Origin of the sequence: Enterobacter sp. HSTU-ASh6, from assembly GCF_026319105.1 — a bacterium.
Lineage (GTDB): Bacteria > Pseudomonadota > Gammaproteobacteria > Enterobacterales > Enterobacteriaceae > Enterobacter > Enterobacter sichuanensis.
Genome location: NZ_WSPD01000004.1, coordinates 83309 through 103558, shown reverse-complemented (window position 1 = coordinate 103558; position 20250 = coordinate 83309). Strand labels below are relative to the sequence as shown.

The following is a 20250-nucleotide window of genomic DNA, read 5'->3' as shown; positions in this document are numbered from 1 at the left end:
CTCCCGACTACTGGCTAACCGGGCAATGCAGACGCGTTAACTCACCGCGCCGCCCCAGAGGAGAAATTAGTGTAACCGTGATGCTGACACATCCGGCGAGCGTTGTCTGCCCCCGACTGGCCTGCCAGCCTGCGGGGAGACTCTTTGGTGAGAGCTGTGTCTGATTCCAGGCATGGTGCCAAAGCTGACGATACTGGTTAAACACGACAAACCGCGCCGCCAGCGCCCGATGATAACCCGCCAGTGCCGTCACGATCATCACCAGCAACATCATCGCCAACAGAACCTCCACCATGCTAAACCCTCTTTCTCTGTTCACGGCAACTGACATAACGCACTCTCCTGTAGGGGACAAAAATCACTCCAGCCATGCGGCGAAAAGTGAACTTTACCGTCGATAACTTCCCCTGCACGCCAGAGCAGTAGGTCATTGCCGCCGGCAATCAGTAGCACATGCGCCTCACCCAGCGGACGCAAACACACCTGCAAGGAGAATACCTTTTTGCACTGAACCTGTGGCGCTGATGACCAACGCTGAACGCGTCCCCACTCAAGCGCGGACTGCACAGACGCCTGTTGCTGGAGCGACCGGCTCTCACCCGCGACGAGCGCACTAAAGGTCACGAGCTGCTGGTTAAGGCCGGTAAGGATCAGAGTACCGAGCACCAGCAACAGCAGTACCAGAGCTAGCGAAGAGATTCCGCGTTGACGCCTCACAGGTTGTACCCCGTAACCGTGTACAGCGCCTGCCAGGGTTCCCCCTGTTCACCCTGACGAAGAGCAGCCAGTTCAATATTCAGCTCTGGCGCAAAACCGGCGCGATCGGCTTTACTCACCTTAAAGTGCGTGATCGCCAGACTTTCCGGGTCCGTGAGCTTTTCCCATCCCTTTCCTTCGCACGACGTTGCCCCACGCAGGGTTTCCAGCGCCCCCGATTCCAGACGAAAACCGGTGCTGTCGTTTTCTGATGCTGTGCTATCCCATTTGCCGTTACTGTTGGCATCCCACCGCACAATGACACAGCTCCCTTGCCTGCCGATTAACAGCCCTTGTCCCTGACAGTTTCCCGCGCAGTATCCCGCACGCTGAAGCTGTTTGCCGATCGCAAACAGGTGCTGCCAGACCTCTTCCTCCCGCTCTCGCTGCCCGGATTGCAGTAGTACCGCCCGCTGCAGGCCGGGTAAGAAACGCGAGGCGCTTATCAGTAAAAGGCTGCTTACCGCCGTGGCAATCAGCACTTCAGTCAGTGAAAAACCGCGCTGCCTCATCGACATGGACTTTCCTCTGAAACCTTACACATCCTGATGCGCCCTCCATTTGAGACAATGATCAGCCATTCTCCAGCCTGGCTTTGAACGCGTATCCGCCCTGCCCACGCTGTATTCCGTAATCCATAGAACCCTAAAGAGGGCGTTACCTCACTCACCTTCACGTCAGGCCAGAGCGGAATCAGTACAAAGGGGCTGCCTTTCTCGCAGGCCTGCACGACAGAACTCATCAGACAGCTTTTTTCGCCCACCCGCTGAAGAGTAATCTGGTGGTCGCGGTTATGACGGTTGGCATGGTTGCGCAGAAACAGCAGGTAATCTCGCACCTGACTGGCGGTCTGCCACAGCCGCTGCTGCCGTTGCCAGCTGTCCCAGCCGTACAGACCTGAAGCGCTGAGGACAACCACAAGCGAAATGGCGACCAGCGTTTCGATAAGCGTAAAACCGTTCTCTTTTTTCATACCGGGAGTGTGGCGAAGCGCCGTTGACATGACGAGCAACGAATGATCGTTTTACGAGGCGTTATCCGCAGAATCAGGAGAGTTGCAGCGTGTTGCACGCTTTCTGGATAGCGCGTCGGGAAAGGGGATAATGGCGAAAAAAAACCGGCGCTCTAAAGCACCGGTTGTGTCACGCTTTAACCCATCAGATAGCGACGGGCGCTTTGATGCCTGGGTGCGGGTCGTAACCTTCAATCTCAAAATCGTCAAAGCGGTAATCGAAGATTGACGCCGGTTTGCGTTTGATAATCAGCTTCGGCAGCGCACGCGGTTCGCGCGTCAGCTGAAGATGCGTCTGTTCCATATGGTTACTGTAGAGATGGGTGTCCCCACCGGTCCAGACAAAATCACCCACTTCCAGGTCGCACTGCTGGGCCATCATGTGAACGAGCAGCGCATAGCTGGCGATGTTAAACGGCAGGCCGAGGAACACATCACAGGAGCGCTGGTACAGCTGACAGGAAAGCTTGCCGTCCGCGACATAGAACTGGAAGAACGCGTGGCACGGCGCCAGCGCCATTTTATCCAGCTCGCCCACGTTCCAGGCGGAAACGATGATGCGGCGCGAGTCCGGGTCGTTCTTCAGCTGGTTCATCACGGTGGTGATCTGGTCGATATGGCGGCCATCAGGCGTTGGCCATGCCCGCCACTGCTTGCCGTAGACCGGGCCCAGGTTGCCGTTCTCATCTGCCCATTCGTCCCAGATGGTGACGTTATTTTCGTGCAGATACGCAACGTTGGTATCGCCTTGCAGGAACCAGAGCAGTTCATGAATGATCGAGCGCAGGTGGCAGCGCTTCGTCGTCACCAGGGGGAAGCCTTCCTGCAGATTGAAGCGCATCTGGTGGCCAAAAATGGAGAGCGTACCGGTACCGGTGCGGTCGTTTTTCGGCGTGCCCTCGTCGAGCACTTTTTTCATCAATTCAAGATACTGTTTCATGGTTCCTCAGGAAAGTTGTTGCTGTGGACGACGACGATACGCCCAAATCATCATAATGGCACCCGCGACAATCATCGGAATGGAGAGGATTTGCCCCATGCTGATGTACTGTACCCACTCGCCGGTAAACTGCGCATCAGGCTGACGGAAGAACTCGACGATGATACGGAATGCGCCATAGCCAATCAGGAACAGACCGGACACGGCCCCCATTGGACGTGGCTTGCGGATAAACAGGTTCAGGATGATAAACAGCACCACGCCTTCCAGCGCCAGCTCGTACAGCTGAGACATATGGCGCGGCAGAACGCCGTAGGTATCGAAAATGGACTGCCACTCCGGGTGTGATGGCAGCAGGGCGATATCTTCCGCACGCGAGCCCGGGAACAGCATGGTAAATGACACGCTCGGATCGACACGTCCCCACAGCTCACCGTTGATGAAGTTGCCCAGACGACCAGCGCCCAGCCCAAACGGGATCAGCGGTGCGATAAAATCGGAAACCTGGAAGAAGTTGCGTTTGGTGCGTTTGGCAAAAATCACCATCACCAGGATCACCCCAATCAGGCCGCCATGGAAAGACATGCCGCCGTCCCAGACGCGGAACAGATAGAGCGGATCGTTCAGGAATACCGGGAAGTTATAGAACAGCACATACCCAATACGGCCACCGAGGAACACGCCGAGGAAGCCCGCATACAGCAGGTTTTCAACTTCGTTTTTGGTCCAGCCGCTGCCCGGACGGCTGGCGCGACGGCCAGCGAGCCACATGGCAAAAATGAAGCCCACCAGGTACATCAGACCGTACCAGTGAAGCGAAACAGGTCCTATTGAGAAAATGACCGGATCAAATTCCGGAAAATGCAGATAACCACTGTTCATCTGTCACCACAAGATGTTGTTATTCCGCTGAAAGTGGACAGCGGTAGAAATGCGATTCTGCCGTAAGCAGAGGCTCCAAAGTTGCGAATCATAGCATAAGGTGGGCGCGGAGGATGCGCCAGAGATGTAAAAGATGTGTATAGGATTTTATGCGCGCTGGTGCCCTCTCCCACAGAGAGAGGGCGAAAGGCGATTAGCGACCGCCGCGGATCAGACCGCCCATGCCGCGTCGTTCCATAAACGCGGCGACCTGGTGGCGAACCTCGGTTGCCAGTTGCGCTTCAAGACTGCGTTCAGCCAGCTCGCGGGCATCGTTGATATCGATATGGCGCAACAGATACTTCACGCGTGCGACGGCCCGGCCGTTCATCGACAGATGGCGGTATCCCAGACCAATCAGGATCGCGACGCACATCGAATCCCCTGCCATTTCACCACACAAGCGTAAATCAATACCGTACTGCTCCGCTTCCCGGGCGATCATCGCCAGCGCACGAATGATCGCCGGATGCAGGCTATCGTAGATACTGGCGACGCGGGTATTGTTACGGTCGACGGCCAGAATATATTGCGTCAGGTCGTTCGTGCCGACGGAGATAAAATCAACCCGGTTTGCCAGCTGCGGCAGCATAAAGACCATGGAAGGCACTTCGAGCATCACCCCGATCCGCGGTTTCGGGATCGCATAGCCAATCATCTCTTCCACTTCACGGCCTGCGCGTTCAATCAGCCGCCGCGCTTCGTCGATCTCATCAATGCTGGTGACCATCGGCAACAGAATGCTGAGGTTACCCGTCGCCGCATTGGCGCGCAGCATCGCGCGCACCTGGATCAGGAAGATCTCAGGCTGATCGAGCGTAATGCGGATCCCACGCCAGCCCAGGCACGGGTTTTCCTCACTGATCGGCATATAAGGCAGCTGTTTATCCGCCCCGACATCCAGCGTACGCAGGGTGACCGGTTTGTCGTTAAACATCTGCAGCATGCCCTGATACTGCGCCACCTGCTCCTCTTCGGAGGGGAAACCGCTCTGCAGCATGAACGGGATCTCAGTGCGGTACAGGCCAATACCGTCGATGCGGCTGCCAAGCTTTTCTTCGTGCTCAGGGCTTAAACCGGCATTGAGCATCACTTTGATCCGCTCACCGCTTTTAAGCTGTGCGGGCAGGTTAACGTCATCTTCTGCCAGCTTGCTTAATTCATTCTCTTCGCTGATAAGACGCTGGTATTCCTGCAGCAGAACCGGCTCAGGATCGACCAGCAGCTCTCCGCGATAGCCGTCCACCACCAGCGTCCGTCGGTGCAGAACCGACGGCTGGATATCCGCCCCCATAACGGTCGGAATACCCAGCGCGCGCACCATAATGGCGGCATGGGAGTTAGCGGCCCCATCGCGCACCACGACACCAGCCAGCCTGTCCTGGGGCAGTTCAGCCAGCGTCGTTGCCGAGAGTTCATCGGCGACCAGAATAAACCGTTTTGGCCAGGCATTCGGCCCCTGAATGGTGTCATCAAGGTGGAACAGCAGCCGTTGTCCGAGGGCCCGTAAATCCCCGGCCCGCTCTTTCAGGTAACCGTCGGTCAGCGCCGCAAATTGCTCGGCAAATTTTTCGATAACCTTCTTAACTGCCCACTCCGCGACCGAGCCTTTATCCACCTCCGCAAAAAGCTCACGGCGCAGACGCGCATCGGAGAGAAGGTGCGAATAGAGGTCAAAAATGGCCGCCGTCTCTTTCTGCGCGCCTGCGGCAAAACGTTTGCTGTAGCGGCGAAATTCATTCGCCGCCTCTTCCAGCGCGGCGGTAAGGCGCTCGCGCTCAAGCGCTTCATCAAGCGTTGAGGCTTCGTAAACCTGCTCCATCAACGGCAGCGTGGCGTCCATCCAGCCTTCAGCAATCGCCACCCCTGGCGAGGCCGGAAGGGCACGAATGCGCGTATGGCGGTACTGACCAAAGAGCGCGGCAAGCTGAGACTGAGAGAGGATGGCCGCCATCTGCGTAGCCAGCGTCACGAGGAAAGACTCTTCGCTTTCATCGTACTGACGTAGCTCGCGCTGCTGGACAACCAACACGCCGAGCAGCTGACGACGCTGGATAATCGGCACACCAAGGAAAGCGCGGAAGCGCTCTTCTTTTACGGAAGGAATGTATTTAAAGCTGGGGTGTTTTTGCGCATCAGCAAGGTTGATGGGTTCAGCCAGCCGCCCAACCAGACCCACAATACCTTCATCAAATGCGAGGGTTACAGTGCGCCCACGTGGTTTTTTCAAACCACGGGTTGCCATCAGGTAATAGCAGCGTCGATCGTGGTCGGCCAGATACACCGAACAGACCTCGGTCTCCATCGCAAGACAGATATCAGTGACCAGAATATTCAGCGCCTCGTTCAGACGCGGCGCACTGGCCACCTTCTCGACTATTTCTCGCAAGCGGGTGAGCATGATTTGCGTAGCTTAACCTCTTTTACGTCGCCAGGCAGGTGCGCTCTGCGGCTTAGGCGGGATCTCCTGAAGCTGCATCACCACACTTGCAAACTCTTTCATCACCCTACGGTAAACATCGCGTTTAAATGACACGACCTGACGAACAGGATACCAATAGCTCACCCAGCGCCAGCCATCAAACTCCGGCGTACTGCTGGTCTGCATATTGATGTCTGAATCGTTACCCACCAACTGCAACAGAAACCATTTCTGTTTCTGGCCGATACAAACCGGCTTTGTGTCCCAACGCACCAAACGTTTCGGTAACTTGTAACGCAACCAGTTGCGGGTCGAAGCCAGGATACGAACATCTTTCCGGCTTAAACCGACCTCTTCAAAAAGCTCCCGGTACATCGCTTGTTCTGGGGACTCTCCCGGATTGATCCCGCCTTGCGGGAACTGCCAGGAGTGCTGACCATACCGCCGGGCCCACATTACCTGGCCCTGACGATTACAAATTACTATTCCTACGTTCGGGCGGTAGCCATCGTCATCAATCACCGGACTACCCCAAACTAAACCTTATATATGAATGATTGTTTCACACTACAGGGAGGCGGTAAACCACTCTCTTACAGGCCTGCAACCTAATAACATTTGAATAACTCACAAATTAGTGCTGAGTTATAAACAGATGTGAGGCAGCGAGGGGAATTTTATTCACCTTTTCTGTGGATATAGTTGTGAAGAAGTGTCTGATTACCGATGAACAACCTTTATCACCGCCGGTCTCCCTCTTATGCCACCTTAATATAATTTCTTTATTTACAGTTATTTAAATGCAGATCGGTAAACAAAAAGCAGAATAGCGTGACGATCATCACATCAGAGATCGTTGTGCTGATGAAAGATCGAACAGCGTCGGTTTTATCCACAGATTGTGCCAATAAGTTAGTCACAATTTGTGTGAAAATTCGATTTTCATCGCACGTCAAGGCTGTAAATTGAAACAGTAGTCAGGGTTATGCCCAGTTATCCCATTTTTCTGTGGATAACATGGTGTAAGATCCTGTTCATTGTCAGTGACCAGATTTGAACAACCGCTTTTCCGCCCACGGTGAAACGATTTCAACGCGACAAAATATCCAATAAATCATAGACATGTCATATTGGTACAGAAAAAGTTAAACTCTATCCACAGGGGACAATTTCTTCGTTTATTTTTTAATCAAAAGGTTACCATCATGCATCCGCTTACACCCTTGCTTTCACCGCCCTCCAGCGAGAGCCAGTTGCTACAACAGGCCCAGCGCCTGGCAGGCTTTTCGCTTGGCGAGCTGGCCGCCATGGCAGGGCTGCCGATCCCGAAGGATCTGAAACGGGATAAAGGCTGGATCGGCATGCTGCTCGAGCTCTGGCTGGGCGCCAGCGCAGGGAGTAAACCTGAGCAAGATTTTGCCGCCCTTGGCGTGGAGTTAAAAACCATTCCCATAGACCGTCAGGGGAAGCCGCTTGAAACCACGTTTGTCTGCGTTGCGCCATTAACCGGCAATACCGGCGTAACGTGGGAAACCAGCCATGTTCGCCATAAGCTGAAGCGTGTCCTGTGGGTACCGGTTGAAGGCGAGCGGGCGATCCCGCTGGCCGATCGTCGCATTGGCGCCCCGCTGCTCTGGAGCCCAACCGATGATGAGGAGCACCAGCTGCGTCTGGACTGGGAGGAGCTGATGGACATGATTGTGCTTGGGCAGGTAGAGCGCATTACAGCCCGACACGGAGAAGTGTTACAGCTGCGTCCGAAAGCGGCGAACAGTAAAGCGCTCACTGAGGCCATCGGCGCACACGGTGAACCCATACTGACTCTGCCACGCGGTTTTTATCTCAAAAAGAATTTTACCGGCGCGCTGCTGGCACGCCATTTCCTGCTTAACACATAGTTTTTTACTTATTTTGAGAGCTCTCAAACATAATCACCTGGTTTTTAAGATTTTACCGCTTTCTCCATTCGCCATATCGGGTTAATACTAGACTATGATTTGATACGAGCCAGATGAGGACAATAACGATGAAAAAATGGGCAGTGTTAGTTTCAGCAGTCGGTTTAGCCTTTGCCGTATCGGGTTGTAGCAGCGATTACGTCATGGCGACAAAAGACGGTCGAATGATCCTGACTGACGGCAAACCCGAAGTCGATGATGATACCGGTCTGGTCAGCTACCGCGACCAGGAAGGCAATAAAATGCAGATCAATCGCGACGAAGTCTCGCAAATTATCGAGCGATAAACAGAGAGAGGTCAGTAGCTTGCTGGCCTTTTTGATTTTTTTCTTCCCCTTTTGCTTCCCCTCTGCCATGTTTATATTCCTTTGTCGGGAACACCCTGACGCGGTCTATATGTCTCATGAGGAAGCCGGCTATGCATTATCACCGTATCCCCCACAGCGCTCTCGAAATTAGCCAACTGGGGTTGGGCACGATGACATTTGGTGAACAAAACAGCGAAGCCGATGCCCATGCACAACTCGATTATGCCGTCAGCCAGGGCATTAACCTGATTGATGTCGCAGAGATGTACCCTGTTCCCCCCCGTCCGGAAACGCAGGGACTTACCGAAACGTATGTGGGTAACTGGCTGGCAAAACACGGTAACCGTGAAAAGCTGGTGATCGCCTCAAAAGTCAGTGGCCCCGCGCGCAACAACGATACCGGGATCCGCCCGAATCAGATCCTCGATCGCAAAAATATCCGCGCCGCGCTGGATGCCAGCCTGAAGCGTCTGCAGACCGACTACCTCGATCTGTACCAGGTTCACTGGCCACAGCGCCCCACTAACTGCTTTGGTAAGCTTGGCTACAGCTGGAATGAAAGCGCCCCTGCCGTGACGCTGCTGGAAACACTGGAAGCGCTGGCCGAGTGCCAGCGTGCGGGAAAAATCCGCTACATTGGCGTCTCTAACGAAACGGCCTTTGGGGTGATGCGCTATCTGCATCTGGCGGATAAACACGATCTGCCGCGCATCGTCACCATCCAGAACCCGTACAGCCTGCTTAACCGCAGCTATGAAGTGGGTCTGGCCGAAGTGACACAGTACGAAGAGGTGGAACTTCTCGCCTATTCCTGCCTCGGTTTCGGCACGCTGACGGGGAAATACCTGAACGGGGCGAAACCGGCCGGGGCGCGTAACACCCTCTTTAGCCGCTTTACCCGCTACAGCGGCGAGCAGACGCAGAAAGCCGTTGCCGCCTACGTGGATATCGCAAAGCGTCACGGTCTTGACCCTGCGCAGATGGCGCTTGCCTTCGTGCGTCGTCAGCCGTTTGTTGCCAGCACCCTGCTGGGCGCGACCACCCTGGAGCAGTTGAAAACCAACATTGAGAGTTTCCATCTGAACCTGAGTGAAGAGGTGTTAGCGGAGATTGAAGCGGTGCATCAGGTATACACATACCCGGCACCGTAATAAAAGCAAAACGGCAACGCACGTTGCCGTTTTTAGGGTTTGCTCCCTCTCCCTGTGGGAGAGGGCCGGGATGAGGGCATCAGGCCGCACTGATCAACGGCGACGCTGCCAAAGCCATAATGCGGCAATCGCAATCGCAAACAGCCCGCCAAACCCAACGCCAATCCCCACCACCGGCACGCCCACTTTTACTGCCAGTGAATAAAGCCCCAGCATCAACAGCATCGCCAGGTTTTCACCCAGGTTTTGTACCGCGATGGCATTTCCCGCCCCGACGGTCTGCTTGCCCCGTTCCTGCAGTAACGCATTGAGCGGCACCACGAAGAAGCCCCCGAGAATACCAATCAGGATCAGGAGCGCATAAGCAGGCAATAACGCATGCTGCAGCGAGAAAATAAGCACCACCACGCCGATCAGGATCCCTGCCGGCATGCAGCGTGCTACCGTCTCAAGCGTGACCAGCTTCGCCGCGGCGCCTGCCCCAACCACAATCCCGATAGCCACCATCGCATTCAGATAGGTTGGCGTCGCGTTGTCGGTGATCCCCAGCGCCACCGGCACCCACAGTACCAGCAGGAAGCGCAGCGTAACGCCTGCGCCCCAGAACATACTGGTGCCCATCAGGGAGAAACGCGTTTCACCGTTACGCCACAGCACACGACAGGCAGTAAAGAAGCTGCCGGTCATTGGCTTAAAGCGCCAGGACTGGCCCGGGCGAGCCACCGGCAGCTTCGGAATAAACAGGTTAGCAACGACCGCCCCGCCATACACCACTGCACACACGCCCAGGGCCGCCAGAACATGCCAGTCGGCCAGGACGCCGCCCGCGACGGAGCCGAGCAGGATAGCGGCAATCGTTGAGGACTCCATCAGGCCATTGGCTTTGACCAGCTTATCCCCCGTGGTCAGCTCTCCGAGGATGCCATACTTCGCCGGGGAGTAGGCGGCAGCACCGATGCCCACCAGCGTATAGCCAACAAACGGATTGAAACCAAAACAGATACTGGCTGCGCCCAGCAGCTTGAGTCCGTTGGCAAACATCATCACCCGACCTTTGGGGAAGCTGTCCGCCACCTGTCCGACGAAGGGAGCAAATATAATGTAAGCGCCCACAAACACCATCTGCAGGATCGGCTGGCTCCAGTCGGGGTAAAACTCGGCCTTCAGCAGCGCCAGCGTGGCAAACAACAGCGCGTTATCGCCAAACGCAGAGAGAAACTGCGCGGCAATGACCGCCAGCATGCCTTTCGATCTGAGCGAGGTGTTAGTGTGTACTGACTCACGCATTTTGCTGTTCCGCCTCTTCAACCATACCTTTCAGGGTCACGAAATCGGGCTTCCCGCTTCCCAGCACCGGAAGCTGCTTCAGGTAGCGAATATCGCGCGGTACCGCCAGCTCAGGAATACCATGTTCACGCGCATAGCTGAGCAACCTGTCGCGCTTGAGCTCACTGTCGGTTGTAAACAGCACCAGCGCCTCGCCTTTGCTGGCATCGCTCTTCACGACCGTGGCGTGCATCTTCTCGGCGGACACGGCGGTCGCCAGTTGCTCAACCATTTCCAGAGAGACCATTTCACCGGCAATTTTGGCGAAGCGTTTTGCACGTCCCTGGATCTGTACAAAGCCTTGTTCATCAAAGCGGACAATATCACCGGTGTCGTACCAGCCGGTTTCTACCTCGCCGTTGACGTTCTCCGCCGTCGGTGCTTCCAGCACGCCTGGGTTTTCCACACGCAGATACCCGTTCATCACGTTTGGCCCTTTGAGCTGCAGACGGCCGCCGTCCTCTATGCCCGGCACCGCCAGCAGACGCGCGTCCATCCCCGGCAGAATGCGGCCAACCGTTCCCGGTTTCGCCGCCATCGGCACGTTAATCGAGACCACGGGCGCACACTCGGTCACGCCATAGCCTTCGAGAATGCGCAGACCAAACTTGTCCTGCCAGATCTGACGCGTGCTCTCCTGCAGTTTTTCTGCGCCAGCCACCACATACCGCACGCGATAGAAGTCATACGGATTGGCAAAACGCGCATAGTTACCCAGGAAGGTTGAAGTCCCGAACAGCACGGTGCAGTTACGGTCATACACCAGCTCCGGCACAATGCGGTAATGCAGCGGGCTGGGATAGAGGAACACTTCAGCGCCGGTTAGCAGCGGCGTAAATAGCCCGACCGTCAGGCCAAAGGAGTGGAACAGCGGCAGCGCCGACATAAACCGGTCGTTCGCGGTAAAGTCGGCAATACTTTTGATCTGCTCAACGTTTGCCAGAATGCTCTTGTGGCTGTGGACAACGCCTTTTGGGTTGCCTTCAGAACCCGATGTGAAGAGGATAATCGCGTCATCTTCCGGCTGCTGTTTGACCTGGGCCAGACGCGGCATCAGCAGATGCGCAAAAATCCACAGCTTGTCGCCGGTGGTCACGTCCGCTTTCAGATCTTCCAGGAAGACCCAGCGCACCTGAGTGAGCTGCTCGGGAAGATGCCAGAGCTTGCCTTTGTCCAGGAACTGACGGGAAGTAAAGACGGTGTTAATCTGAGCGGCGGTGATGGCGCTGGTCAGCCCCTTCACACCCGCCGTGTAGTTCATCATCGCCGGAATACGGCCCCGTGAAACCGCGCCAAAAATCACCGCCGCGCTGATGCCCGCGTTAGGCAGCATCAGGCCAATCTTTTCGCCCTTTTTGCTGTACTTCTCCAGTATGCGGCCCACAAACAGGGTCTTGGTCAGCAGTTTGCGATAGGTATCCGGGGTAAAGTTGATGTCTTCGATACAGTTTTTCTTCGCGCCATAGCGGTACTGCGCAGAAAGCAGGGATTCGTACAGCGTTTCGCGCGGACGAACGGCCATACGCGCTTCCATCATGATCTGATGCAGCATCTCCCCGGCGATCTTACGGCGATCGCGGGCACGCGGCGCGTCGGGCATCGGGAGCGACGTTGGTGGCAGAATATGCAGCGTGATGGTGGGAAACAGACGCTGCTTCACCAGCCCTTTCAGACGACTGAAATGGGTTAGCTCCGCCCCTTCAATACGCAGCGGCACCACGGTCGCTTTCGACTTCGCCGCGACAAACCCCGCTCCGTCGTAGATCTTCATCAACGATCCGGTCACTGAGATACGCCCTTCCGGGAAAATGACCACCGGGCGCCCCTGCTCTACCAGACGGACCAGATGTTTAATCATCATCGGCTTTGTCGGGTCGAGCGGCACAAAATCAATCAACGGCGTGAGCCAGCGCATGTACCACTGCTGGCTAATGGATGTATAGACCGCAAACACCGGACGCACGGGCAAAAACAGTGCCAGCAGAATGCCATCGATAAAGGAAACGTGATTTGGTGTGATTAAAACGCGTTCACCGCGAAGCGCCTGGGCATCGCCCGTGACGCGGATGCGAAAGAGGATACGGAAAAGTGTACGGAAGAACCCAAATAGCATCTCAACTCCCTTTGCCAGCCAGTGTGAAGGGTTGATAGTAAATGGTGGCAGATTACACGAGAAGTGATACGGGAGCGACAGCAAAAATGGAGGCGAAAAAAAACCTGCGCATCCGCGCAGGTTGGTGCAAGAGATGAGTACGAAACCGTACTAAGAATTCTCACCAATCAATACCTCTGGGATCTCGACTTTAGCAATCTCTTTCACGTCCTCGCTATCTGACAATCGCAACAGCCTGAGGCAAAGTGTAACTAAAGGTTCAGAATGACATTCTTCAGACACGACTGCGCGTGTAACGATTACACTGCCAGGGTTGTTCTGCGTCACGTTTGTGGAGAGCGGGGATCCGCTCCCCTTGAATGCGCGGCGCTTTTCCGCAACACTATTTGGTGTGTAAACGCTTACCCCCAATAAGAAGGTATTGAATGGCGACAATAAAGGATGTGGCCCGTCTGGCAGGTGTCTCGGTAGCCACCGTCTCGCGTGTGATTAACGACTCCCCAAAAGCCAGTGACGCATCGCGCCAGGCGGTACAAAACGCCATGGAATCCCTGAACTATCATCCCAATGCCAATGCCCGCGCGCTCGCCCAGCAGGCCACAGAAACCATTGGTCTGGTAGTGGGAGATGTTTCTGACCCCTTTTTCGGTGCCATGGTAAAAGCGGTTGAACAGGTTTCTTATCAGACAGGCAATTTTTTACTGATCGGCAATGGCTATCATAATGAGCAAAAAGAACGCCAGGCCATCGAGCAGCTGATCCGCCACCGCTGTGCGGCGCTGGTGGTTCACGCCAAAATGATCCCGGATGCCGAACTGATTCATCTGATGAAGCAGATCCCCGGGATGGTAATCATCAACCGTATTATTCCCGGTTTTGAAAAACGCTGCGTGGCGCTCGACGACCGCTACGGTGCCTGGCTTGCTACCCGTCACCTGATCCAACAGGGCCACACCCGGATTGGCTATCTCTGCTCAAATCACCCGATTTCTGATGCTGAAGATCGTCTGCAGGGCTACTACGATGCCCTGCGCGAAAACGGTCTGCCGTGTAATGACCGGCTGGTAGCCTACGGTGAACCGGATGAGAGCGGCGGCGAACAGGCGATGACCGAACTGCTGGGTCGCGGCCGAAACTTTACGGCAGTGGCCAGCTATAACGACTCCATGGCCGCAGGGGCGATGGGGGTATTGAATGACAACGGGATTGAGGTGCCGGCAGAAATCTCACTGATTGGCTTTGATGATGTGCTGGTCTCCCGTTACGTCCGCCCGCGCCTGACTACCGTACGTTACCCGATCATCACGATGGCAACCCAGGCCGCGGAGCTGGCGTTAGCGCTGGCCGAGCAACGCCAGCCGCCGGATATTACCCATCTCTTCAGCCCAACCTTAGTGCGCCGTCACTCCGTTGCGTCGCCTGCGGAAGCGCAGAGCGAATAACGGTAAAGGTGTACCGTCTTATCAGGGTACTCCAGCGCATCACCCATGTACTGCCAGCCGTAACGTTCATAGAAGTCACGGCAGGCAGACCACAGATGGAGCGTCTCATACCCCGCCTGCGCGGCGCAGGAAATAACATGTTGCTGAAGCAGCCCCGCCAGCCCTTTGCCGCGCGCCGCATCGTCAACGTACAGCGCCGCCAGCCACGGAAAGAGATCCTGTCGGGTGATGAGATCGCAGCGCCAGAGCCCCACCGTGCCCACAAGCCGTTCGTCTTCCAGGGCAATAAAGGTCAGCGGTAATGCCCCCGGCGTCTGGCTATGCTCCACGATGCTGTGGAAAAATTCCCGTGGAAGCCCCTCGCCAAAGGCCTGCCAGATCCAGTCGGTCACCTGCTGCGCGTACTGCGGCGCATGATAAAGCGGAAGGATGGCACTCTTTTTCACGTTTCACCTGAGTTTTTCAATGAATATGCAGGCCTGACGACTCCCGCTCGGTTTGTCGATTATCTTATCAGAATCGTTTTACTGCCGGCAGGCAAGGATGTCGGCTGACGAATCGTTACCGAAAAGCGTGATCGTGGCGGAGTTTTTGCCCTTTCCGCATCGCTTATACGCCGTGAGGTCTGTGTTAAACTGCAGACCAATACGTGGAATCAGGAATGTAGAATGGCAACAATGCTGGATGTCTCACTGCGTGCGGGCGTGTCGAAGGCCACGGTATCGCGCGTGCTGAACGGCACAGGTCAGGTTAAAGAGAGTACGCGCCAGCAGGTGTTTGCGGCGATGGAAGAGCTGGGCTATCGCCCGAACTTTCTCGCGCGTTCCCTGGCAAACCAGACCAGCAACAGCATTGGTCTGGTGGTCTCGACCTTCGATGGCTTTTACTTTGGCCGCCTTCTGCAACAGGCGTCGCGGCAGACCGAAACCCACGGGAAACAGCTGATCGTCACCGATGGCCACGACGCGCCGGAACAGGAAGAACAGGCGGTGCAAATGCTGGCCGATCGCCAGTGTGATGCCATCGTGCTTTACACGCGCTATATGAGCGAAAAAGCGATCATCAAGCTGATGAATACCGTGCAAACGCCGCTGGTGGTCATTAACCGTGAAGTGAGCCAGGCGCCGGATCGCTGCGTCTTCTTCGAACAGCAGGATGCCGCGTTTAAGGCCGTGGATTACCTGATCAATCAGGGCCACCGGGAGATCGCCTGTATCACCGTCCCAATCCACACCCCCACCGGGAAAGCGAGGCTGATGGGCTACCGCAAGGCGCTGGAAAAGCACGGTATTCGTCTGGACGAGCGTCGGATTAAATACGGCGATGCGGGCATGACGCGGGGATATGAGCTGTGCAAGGAACTGATTGCCGAAGGCGTGTCGTTCAGCGCCCTGTTTGCCTGTAACGATGATATGGCGCTGGGTGCGTCCAAAGCGCTGCATCAGGCGGGACTGAAGATCCCGCAGGATATTTCCCTGTTCGGCTTTGACGATGCCCCCTGCGCGAAATGGCTGGAGCCTGCGCTGTCATCGGTCTATCTGCCCATCGACAGTATGATTATCACCGCCATCGATCAGGCGATCCGGCTGGCAAAAAACCAGCCGGTCGATGCGATCCCGCCGTTTACCGGCACGCTGGTCTTACGCGATTCGGTCACCACCGGGCCCTACTTTACTCAGACGAGCTCCAGCGCCAGCAGTTCCTGAATAGTCTGACGGCGGCGGATCAGCCGCGCCTTGCCGTTATCAAACAGCACTTCCGGCAGCAGCGGGCGGCTGTTGTAGTTAGAGGACATCGACGCCCCGTAGGCACCGGTATCATGCAGCACCAGATAATCACCCGGTTTAACCTCTGGCAGCGCGCGGGTTTCCACTTTGCCTCCCTCCTGCTGAGTAAATACGTCACCCGATTCACACAGCGGCCCCGCAACGACGGTCTCAACGCGCGGCGCCTGCGTTAAATCGCGGCCATCGGCAGCCAGTGCGGTAATGTGATGATAGCTGCCGTACATGGACGGACGCATCAGATCGTTAAAGCCCGCGTCAATCAACACAAAGTGACGAGAGCCCATCTCTTTCACGCTGCGCACCTGCGACACCAGCACGCCAGCTTCCGCCACCAGGAAACGACCCGGCTCAATTTCCAGTTTCACCGCGTGGCCCAGATGCGCGGCGATTTGATCACGCGCGGCGCTCCACAGGCCGTAATAGTGATCGGTATCGATCGCCTCTTCGCCTTCACGGTAAGGAATGGAGAGACCACCACCGGCGGAGATCGCCTCCAGATCCTGCCCGAAGTCCACCACCTGGCGCACCATTGCGCCGCACACCTGCTCCAGATGACCATAATCCACACCAGAGCCAATGTGCATATGAATGCCCACCAGCTTCAGGTTGTAACGCTGCAGCACCTCCAGCGCAGCAGGCATATCGGCATACCAGATCCCGTGCTTGCTGTTTTCACCGCCGGTGTTGGTTTTTTGGCTGTGACCATGGCCAAAGCCCGGGTTCACGCGCAGCCAGACGCGATGGCCAGGAGAAACCTGACCCAGCTGCTCCAGCATATCCACAGACCCGGCATTCACCGGGATCTGCAGTTCGTGCACGCGCGCCAGGGTGGCATCGTCGATGACATCGGCGGTAAAGACGATCGCATCGCTGTCAGCTTTTGGATCAAAACCCGCCGCCAGCGCGCGCTCGATTTCCCCCAGTGACACGGAGTCAACTTTTACCCCCTGCTCGCGCATCAGACGCAGGATATGAATATTGGAACAAGCCTTCTGGGCAAAACGCACCACGTCAAACTGATGCAGGGCGGCGATTTTTTCGCGAACGATCTGCGCGTCATAAACCCACACCGGGCAGCCAAACTCGGCAGGCAGGCGCAGCAGGTTGTCAGCATTCAAATCGGTATCAGTCTGGTTGAGCGGGCGTGGCATGGTCATCTCCGGGTTATCAAATTTTTTATGATTACGCCACAGCGCAAAGAGAATAAAAAATATCGTTTTATCCCGAGTCTATGCAAAAATGATATGGATAACCCTCAGCCTTCAGGTGCCCTATGCCCGCCGTCAACTTACGCCAGATTGAGATTTTTCACGCCGTGATGACCACCGGTAATCTCACCGAAGCCGCGCAGATGCTGCATACCTCACAGCCGACAGTCAGCCGCGAGCTGGCGCGCTTCGAGAAAGTGCTGGGGCTAAAGCTGTTTGAACGCACCCGGGGAAGGCTGCACCCAACGGTGCAGGGGTTACGTTTGTTCGAAGAAGTGCAGCGTTCCTGGTACGGGCTGGACAGAATAGTGAGTGCGGCAGAAAGCCTGCGCGAGTTTCGTCAGGGCGAACTGTCGATTGTCTGCCTGCCGGTCTTTTCGCAATCCTTTTTGCCGATGCTGCTACAGCCTTTTCTGGCGCGCTATCCTGAAGTCAGCCTCACTATCGTGCCGCAGGAATCCCCGCTGCTGGAAGAGTGGCTTTCGGCGCAGCGTCATGATTTAGGACTCACCGAGACCCTCTCCACCCCCGCGGGAACGGAACGCATGGAATTACTCTCTTTAGATGAAGTGTGCGTTCTCCCGGCCGGACATCCGCTTGCCGGAAAGAGCGTGCTCACACCCGAGGATTTTCATGGGGAAAACTACATTAGTCTGTCGCAGACCGACAGTTACCGACAGCTCCTGGATACGCTGTTTGCCGAACATCAGGTAAAACGGCGAATGGTCGTGGAGACACACAGCGCAGCCTCAATCTGTGCAATGGTGCGGGCAGGCGTCGGCGTCGCGGTCGTTAACCCGCTGACGGCGCTGGACTATGCCGGAAGCGGGATCGTCATCCGCCGTTTCAGCGTTTCCGTTCCGTTCACCGTGAGCCTGATCCGTCCGCTTCACCGCCCGTCTTCCGCACTGGTAGATGCGTTCACCGAACACTTAGTGGCGCACGCGCGCCAGCTAGCGCTTCGCTTACCAGATCGACAAGCGCCATTATGAGAGCATAAAGGCTACGGCATCCGCTGCATGAATGGCGGCGGTATCAAATACCGGAACAGGGCTTCGCTCAACCGGCACCAGCAGGCCGATCTCCGTGCAGCCGAAGATCACCCCTTCAGCCCCCTGCTGCGCCAGCTTTTCAATCACGCTGACGTAATATGCCCGGGATGACTCGCTGAAGGTACCGAGGCAGAGTTCGTCAAAGATGATCTGGTTGATGCGCGCCCGGTCATGCTCATCAGGGATCAGGCTTTCGATGCCGAACTCACTGTGCAAACGCCCACGATAAAAATCCTGTTCCATGGTGTAGCGCGTCCCCAGCAGCGCCACGCGGCGTATACCGGATGCCGCAATCGCACGCCCGGTGGCATCAGCGATATGCAGGAACGGCAGCGGGCAGCGATCCTCAATGTGCGACGCCACTTTGTGCATAGTGTTGGTACAGAGCAAAATCCCTTCGGCGCCAGCACGCTCTAGCCCCAGCGCCGCCTGGGCCAGTATCTCCCCGGCTTTATCCCATTCTCCGCTCGACTGGCACGCTTCTATTTCATGAAAATCCACGCTGTGCAGCAGCAGACTCGCAGAATGCAGACCACCCAGACGTTGCTTTATTCCTTCGTTAATCAGGCGGTAATAAGGGATTGTCGATTCCCAGCTCATTCCACCTATCAGGCCGATCGTTTTCATCATCCCTCCTTATTATCCAGGATCTTTTTTAACACAACCGGCAGCCATAAAAAAAGGCGCTGAAGTCAGCGCCTTTTTAATCTGCAGAGGTTATTCCGTCACCGGCTCTGGCAGAGGATTGCGGGTGAGCATCGCCTCACGCAGTAAAACGCTACCGCAGGCAAACAGCCCACCCAGGATCGCCGACAGAAGGACAATCAGGGCTTTACCCGGGCCATCTTTTTTCACCGGCATGGACGGTGAAAGCTGGTACCTGAAGGGCTCAAGTTTGACGTCGGCAAAGGAGAGTTTTTTCAGCTGTGCCAGGTAGTATTCCCGGTTCTGGAAATCCGCATTCAGCTCGGTCACGTCCTTCAGATTTTTTTCAATCTGCAGTTTTTGCGCAATGCCGTCAGCGCCGAGCGCAACGGAGTAATCCGGGTCATCTTTTACGGCCTGCCCGTTACTGTAGACCGGCTTCTTAATACCCGCGGCATTCGCCACGGCCAGCGAATAATTCAGTCGCTGCAGGTTGGTATTATGAATATTGGTCAGACGAACACGGTCCAGTTCCAGCTGCTGCTCAACGGCTTTCGTTTTAAGGGTTATCTGGCTACGGATATTCTGAATCGTCTCTTTTTCGACAATCGCGGTAATGTAATTGATATAGCCTTCCAGCACAGTTTGCGCATCGCCTGCTGTCGGTGCCGTAAAGCTCAATGTCCAGGAGACATACGGCATTTTATCCGCATCTTTAACCTGAGTGTCATTCACCGCTTTCATTCGTTCTGAGATATTGACTATTGCACGATGCAGCTCAAGCGCATCCACCTCAGTACCTTCCAGCTGCGACGTCACGTAAGGAGAAGTTTTCATGTACTCTTCGAGCAATGACTGCGACTGAAACTTTTTAATAAACAGATCAAAGACTTCCGGGCGGGAAATTTTCGCATCCACGTCAAGGACCTGTAACGTAACCAGCATCTGGCGCAACGGGTTCCACTGCGACTGTTCTGCCTGCGTGATCACGGCTTTACTGGTCCATTTCTGCGGCAGTAAAAATGAAACGGCCAGGCCAACCAGCGTGAAAGCAAGCGTCACGGCGATGATGCGTTTTTTCGCCGCCAGCAGCACTTCAACCAGGCCCAAAAGATCTATCTCTTTAGCGTGTACAACCGGGGTGGCATAACGGGGAAAATCAAGATCTGTGCTTTTTTTGATATCCATCTCAGACATAGGCATTTTTCT

Annotated in this window: 20 protein-coding genes; 6 read left to right on the top strand and 14 right to left on the bottom strand. The window is 55.7% G+C overall.

The features are described from left to right. Positions 1-7: 7 nt before the first annotated feature. From GM298_RS06140 to rppH, 8 genes are all read right to left on the bottom strand, one after another. Positions 8-331 carry a prepilin-type N-terminal cleavage/methylation domain-containing protein gene (locus tag GM298_RS06140; RefSeq protein WP_025760090.1) on the bottom strand — a complete coding sequence of 108 codons (324 nt, stop codon included), beginning with the start codon at positions 329-331 and terminating at the stop codon, positions 8-10. Next, positions 316-717: a DUF2509 family protein gene (locus GM298_RS06135; protein ID WP_025760091.1), complete on the bottom strand. Its 402-nt coding sequence runs from the start codon at positions 715-717 to the stop codon at positions 316-318. The genes GM298_RS06140 and GM298_RS06135 overlap by 16 nt, the downstream gene beginning before the upstream one ends. Beyond that, a complete protein-coding gene (locus tag GM298_RS06130) occupies positions 714-1274 on the bottom strand; it encodes a prepilin peptidase-dependent protein (RefSeq protein ID WP_045285822.1) in 561 nt (186 codons plus the stop codon). The genes GM298_RS06135 and GM298_RS06130 overlap by 4 nt, the downstream gene beginning before the upstream one ends. Further along, positions 1265-1729, bottom strand: a complete 465-nt coding sequence (locus GM298_RS06125) for a prepilin peptidase-dependent protein (RefSeq protein ID WP_025760093.1) — start codon at positions 1727-1729, stop codon at positions 1265-1267. Before GM298_RS06125 ends, GM298_RS06130 begins: the two co-directional genes overlap by 10 nt. A 184-nt stretch (positions 1730-1913) precedes the next feature. Next, positions 1914-2708: a thymidylate synthase gene (gene thyA, locus GM298_RS06120; RefSeq protein WP_025760095.1), complete on the bottom strand. Its 795-nt coding sequence runs from the start codon at positions 2706-2708 to the stop codon at positions 1914-1916. A 6-nt stretch (positions 2709-2714) separates the two neighbouring features. Then, on the bottom strand, positions 2715-3590 hold the full coding sequence (gene lgt, locus GM298_RS06115) for a prolipoprotein diacylglyceryl transferase (RefSeq protein WP_025760096.1): 876 nt from the start codon (positions 3588-3590) through the stop codon (positions 2715-2717). A 193-nt stretch (positions 3591-3783) separates the two neighbouring features. After that, positions 3784-6030 (bottom strand): phosphoenolpyruvate--protein phosphotransferase, encoded by a 2247-nt coding sequence (gene ptsP / locus GM298_RS06110; protein ID WP_045285824.1) that lies wholly within the window; start codon positions 6028-6030, stop codon positions 3784-3786. 12 nt (positions 6031-6042) lie between these two features. Then, positions 6043-6573, bottom strand: coding sequence for an RNA pyrophosphohydrolase (rppH, locus tag GM298_RS06105; protein WP_013098553.1), 531 nt, complete (start codon positions 6571-6573; stop codon positions 6043-6045). A 683-nt stretch (positions 6574-7256) separates the two neighbouring features. On the opposite strand from rppH, the gene mutH reads away from it, so the two are divergent. The 3 genes from mutH to GM298_RS06090 all read left to right on the top strand — a co-directional run bounded on the left by mutH (position 7257) and on the right by GM298_RS06090 (position 9468). After that, complete coding sequence (gene mutH, locus GM298_RS06100; protein WP_095452441.1) at positions 7257-7949, top strand: DNA mismatch repair endonuclease MutH; 693 nt, start codon at positions 7257-7259, stop codon at positions 7947-7949. Between the two features lie 128 nt (positions 7950-8077). After that, positions 8078-8296 (top strand): YgdI/YgdR family lipoprotein, encoded by a 219-nt coding sequence (locus GM298_RS06095; RefSeq protein WP_008499668.1) that lies wholly within the window; start codon positions 8078-8080, stop codon positions 8294-8296. 131 nt (positions 8297-8427) lie between these two features. Next, positions 8428-9468 (top strand): NADP(H)-dependent aldo-keto reductase, encoded by a 1041-nt coding sequence (locus GM298_RS06090; protein ID WP_094919657.1) that lies wholly within the window; start codon positions 8428-8430, stop codon positions 9466-9468. Between the two features lie 93 nt (positions 9469-9561). Here GM298_RS06090 and lplT read toward each other — a convergent pair whose 3' ends face one another. Both lplT and aas read right to left on the bottom strand, forming a co-directional pair. Next, complete coding sequence (lplT, locus tag GM298_RS06085) at positions 9562-10755, bottom strand: lysophospholipid transporter LplT (RefSeq protein ID WP_025757803.1); 1194 nt, start codon at positions 10753-10755, stop codon at positions 9562-9564. Beyond that, positions 10748-12907: a bifunctional acyl-ACP--phospholipid O-acyltransferase/long-chain-fatty-acid--ACP ligase gene (gene aas, locus GM298_RS06080; protein ID WP_059384968.1), complete on the bottom strand. Its 2160-nt coding sequence runs from the start codon at positions 12905-12907 to the stop codon at positions 10748-10750. The genes lplT and aas overlap by 8 nt, the downstream gene beginning before the upstream one ends. Positions 12908-13332: 425 nt before the next feature. On the opposite strand from aas, the gene galR reads away from it, so the two are divergent. Next, positions 13333-14349, top strand: a complete 1017-nt coding sequence (galR, locus tag GM298_RS06075; RefSeq protein ID WP_025757800.1) for an HTH-type transcriptional regulator GalR — start codon at positions 13333-13335, stop codon at positions 14347-14349. On the opposite strand, the gene GM298_RS06070 is transcribed toward galR, so the two are convergent. Beyond that, positions 14310-14795: a GNAT family N-acetyltransferase gene (locus tag GM298_RS06070; protein ID WP_128338974.1), complete on the bottom strand. Its 486-nt coding sequence runs from the start codon at positions 14793-14795 to the stop codon at positions 14310-14312. The two genes, galR and GM298_RS06070, sit on opposite strands and share 40 nt — an antisense overlap. 222 nt (positions 14796-15017) lie before the next feature. Here GM298_RS06070 and GM298_RS06065 point away from each other — a divergent pair, with 222 nt between their 5' ends. Next, positions 15018-16055, top strand: a complete 1038-nt coding sequence (locus GM298_RS06065; RefSeq protein ID WP_025757797.1) for a LacI family DNA-binding transcriptional regulator — start codon at positions 15018-15020, stop codon at positions 16053-16055. Here GM298_RS06065 and lysA read toward each other — a convergent pair. Then, the gene (gene lysA / locus GM298_RS06060) at positions 16025-17287 is read right to left on the bottom strand and encodes a diaminopimelate decarboxylase (RefSeq protein WP_045285829.1); all 1263 of its coding nucleotides are present in this window, start codon (positions 17285-17287) and stop codon (positions 16025-16027) included. The two genes, GM298_RS06065 and lysA, sit on opposite strands and share 31 nt — an antisense overlap. 122 nt (positions 17288-17409) lie before the next feature. Here lysA and GM298_RS06055 point away from each other — a divergent pair, with 122 nt between their 5' ends. After that, entirely contained in the window at positions 17410-18336 is a 927-nt protein-coding gene (locus tag GM298_RS06055; protein ID WP_025757795.1) for a LysR family transcriptional regulator, read from the top strand. On the opposite strand, the gene GM298_RS06050 is transcribed toward GM298_RS06055, so the two are convergent. Both GM298_RS06050 and wzz(fepE) read right to left on the bottom strand, forming a co-directional pair. Continuing rightward, positions 18331-19023, bottom strand: a complete 693-nt coding sequence (locus GM298_RS06050) for an aspartate/glutamate racemase (RefSeq protein ID WP_045285830.1) — start codon at positions 19021-19023, stop codon at positions 18331-18333. The genes GM298_RS06055 and GM298_RS06050 overlap by 6 nt on opposite strands. A 90-nt stretch (positions 19024-19113) precedes the next feature. After that, entirely contained in the window at positions 19114-20238 is a 1125-nt protein-coding gene (gene wzz(fepE), locus GM298_RS06045; RefSeq protein WP_025757793.1) for an LPS O-antigen length regulator Wzz(fepE), read from the bottom strand. Between the last annotated feature and the right edge of the window lie 12 nt (positions 20239-20250).

Coding starts and splice junctions, on each gene's coding strand:
- GM298_RS06140 (WP_025760090.1), bottom strand. CDS start 331: ATGTCAGTTGCCGTGAACAGAGAAAGAGGGTTTAGCATGGTGGAGGTT.
- GM298_RS06130 (WP_045285822.1), bottom strand. CDS start 1,274: ATGTCGATGAGGCAGCGCGGTTTTTCACTGACTGAAGTGCTGATTGCC.
- GM298_RS06125 (WP_025760093.1), bottom strand. CDS start 1,729: ATGAAAAAAGAGAACGGTTTTACGCTTATCGAAACGCTGGTCGCCATT.
- thyA (WP_025760095.1), bottom strand. CDS start 2,708: ATGAAACAGTATCTTGAATTGATGAAAAAAGTGCTCGACGAGGGCACG.
- lgt (WP_025760096.1), bottom strand. CDS start 3,590: ATGAACAGTGGTTATCTGCATTTTCCGGAATTTGATCCGGTCATTTTC.
- ptsP (WP_045285824.1), bottom strand. CDS start 6,030: ATGCTCACCCGCTTGCGAGAAATAGTCGAGAAGGTGGCCAGTGCGCCG.
- mutH (WP_095452441.1), top strand. CDS start 7,257: ATGCATCCGCTTACACCCTTGCTTTCACCGCCCTCCAGCGAGAGCCAG.
- GM298_RS06095 (WP_008499668.1), top strand. CDS start 8,078: ATGAAAAAATGGGCAGTGTTAGTTTCAGCAGTCGGTTTAGCCTTTGCC.
- GM298_RS06090 (WP_094919657.1), top strand. CDS start 8,428: ATGCATTATCACCGTATCCCCCACAGCGCTCTCGAAATTAGCCAACTG.
- lplT (WP_025757803.1), bottom strand. CDS start 10,755: ATGCGTGAGTCAGTACACACTAACACCTCGCTCAGATCGAAAGGCATG.
- aas (WP_059384968.1), bottom strand. CDS start 12,907: ATGCTATTTGGGTTCTTCCGTACACTTTTCCGTATCCTCTTTCGCATC.
- galR (WP_025757800.1), top strand. CDS start 13,333: ATGGCGACAATAAAGGATGTGGCCCGTCTGGCAGGTGTCTCGGTAGCC.
- GM298_RS06065 (WP_025757797.1), top strand. CDS start 15,018: ATGGCAACAATGCTGGATGTCTCACTGCGTGCGGGCGTGTCGAAGGCC.
- lysA (WP_045285829.1), bottom strand. CDS start 17,287: ATGCCACGCCCGCTCAACCAGACTGATACCGATTTGAATGCTGACAAC.
- GM298_RS06055 (WP_025757795.1), top strand. CDS start 17,410: ATGCCCGCCGTCAACTTACGCCAGATTGAGATTTTTCACGCCGTGATG.
- GM298_RS06050 (WP_045285830.1), bottom strand. CDS start 19,023: ATGAAAACGATCGGCCTGATAGGTGGAATGAGCTGGGAATCGACAATC.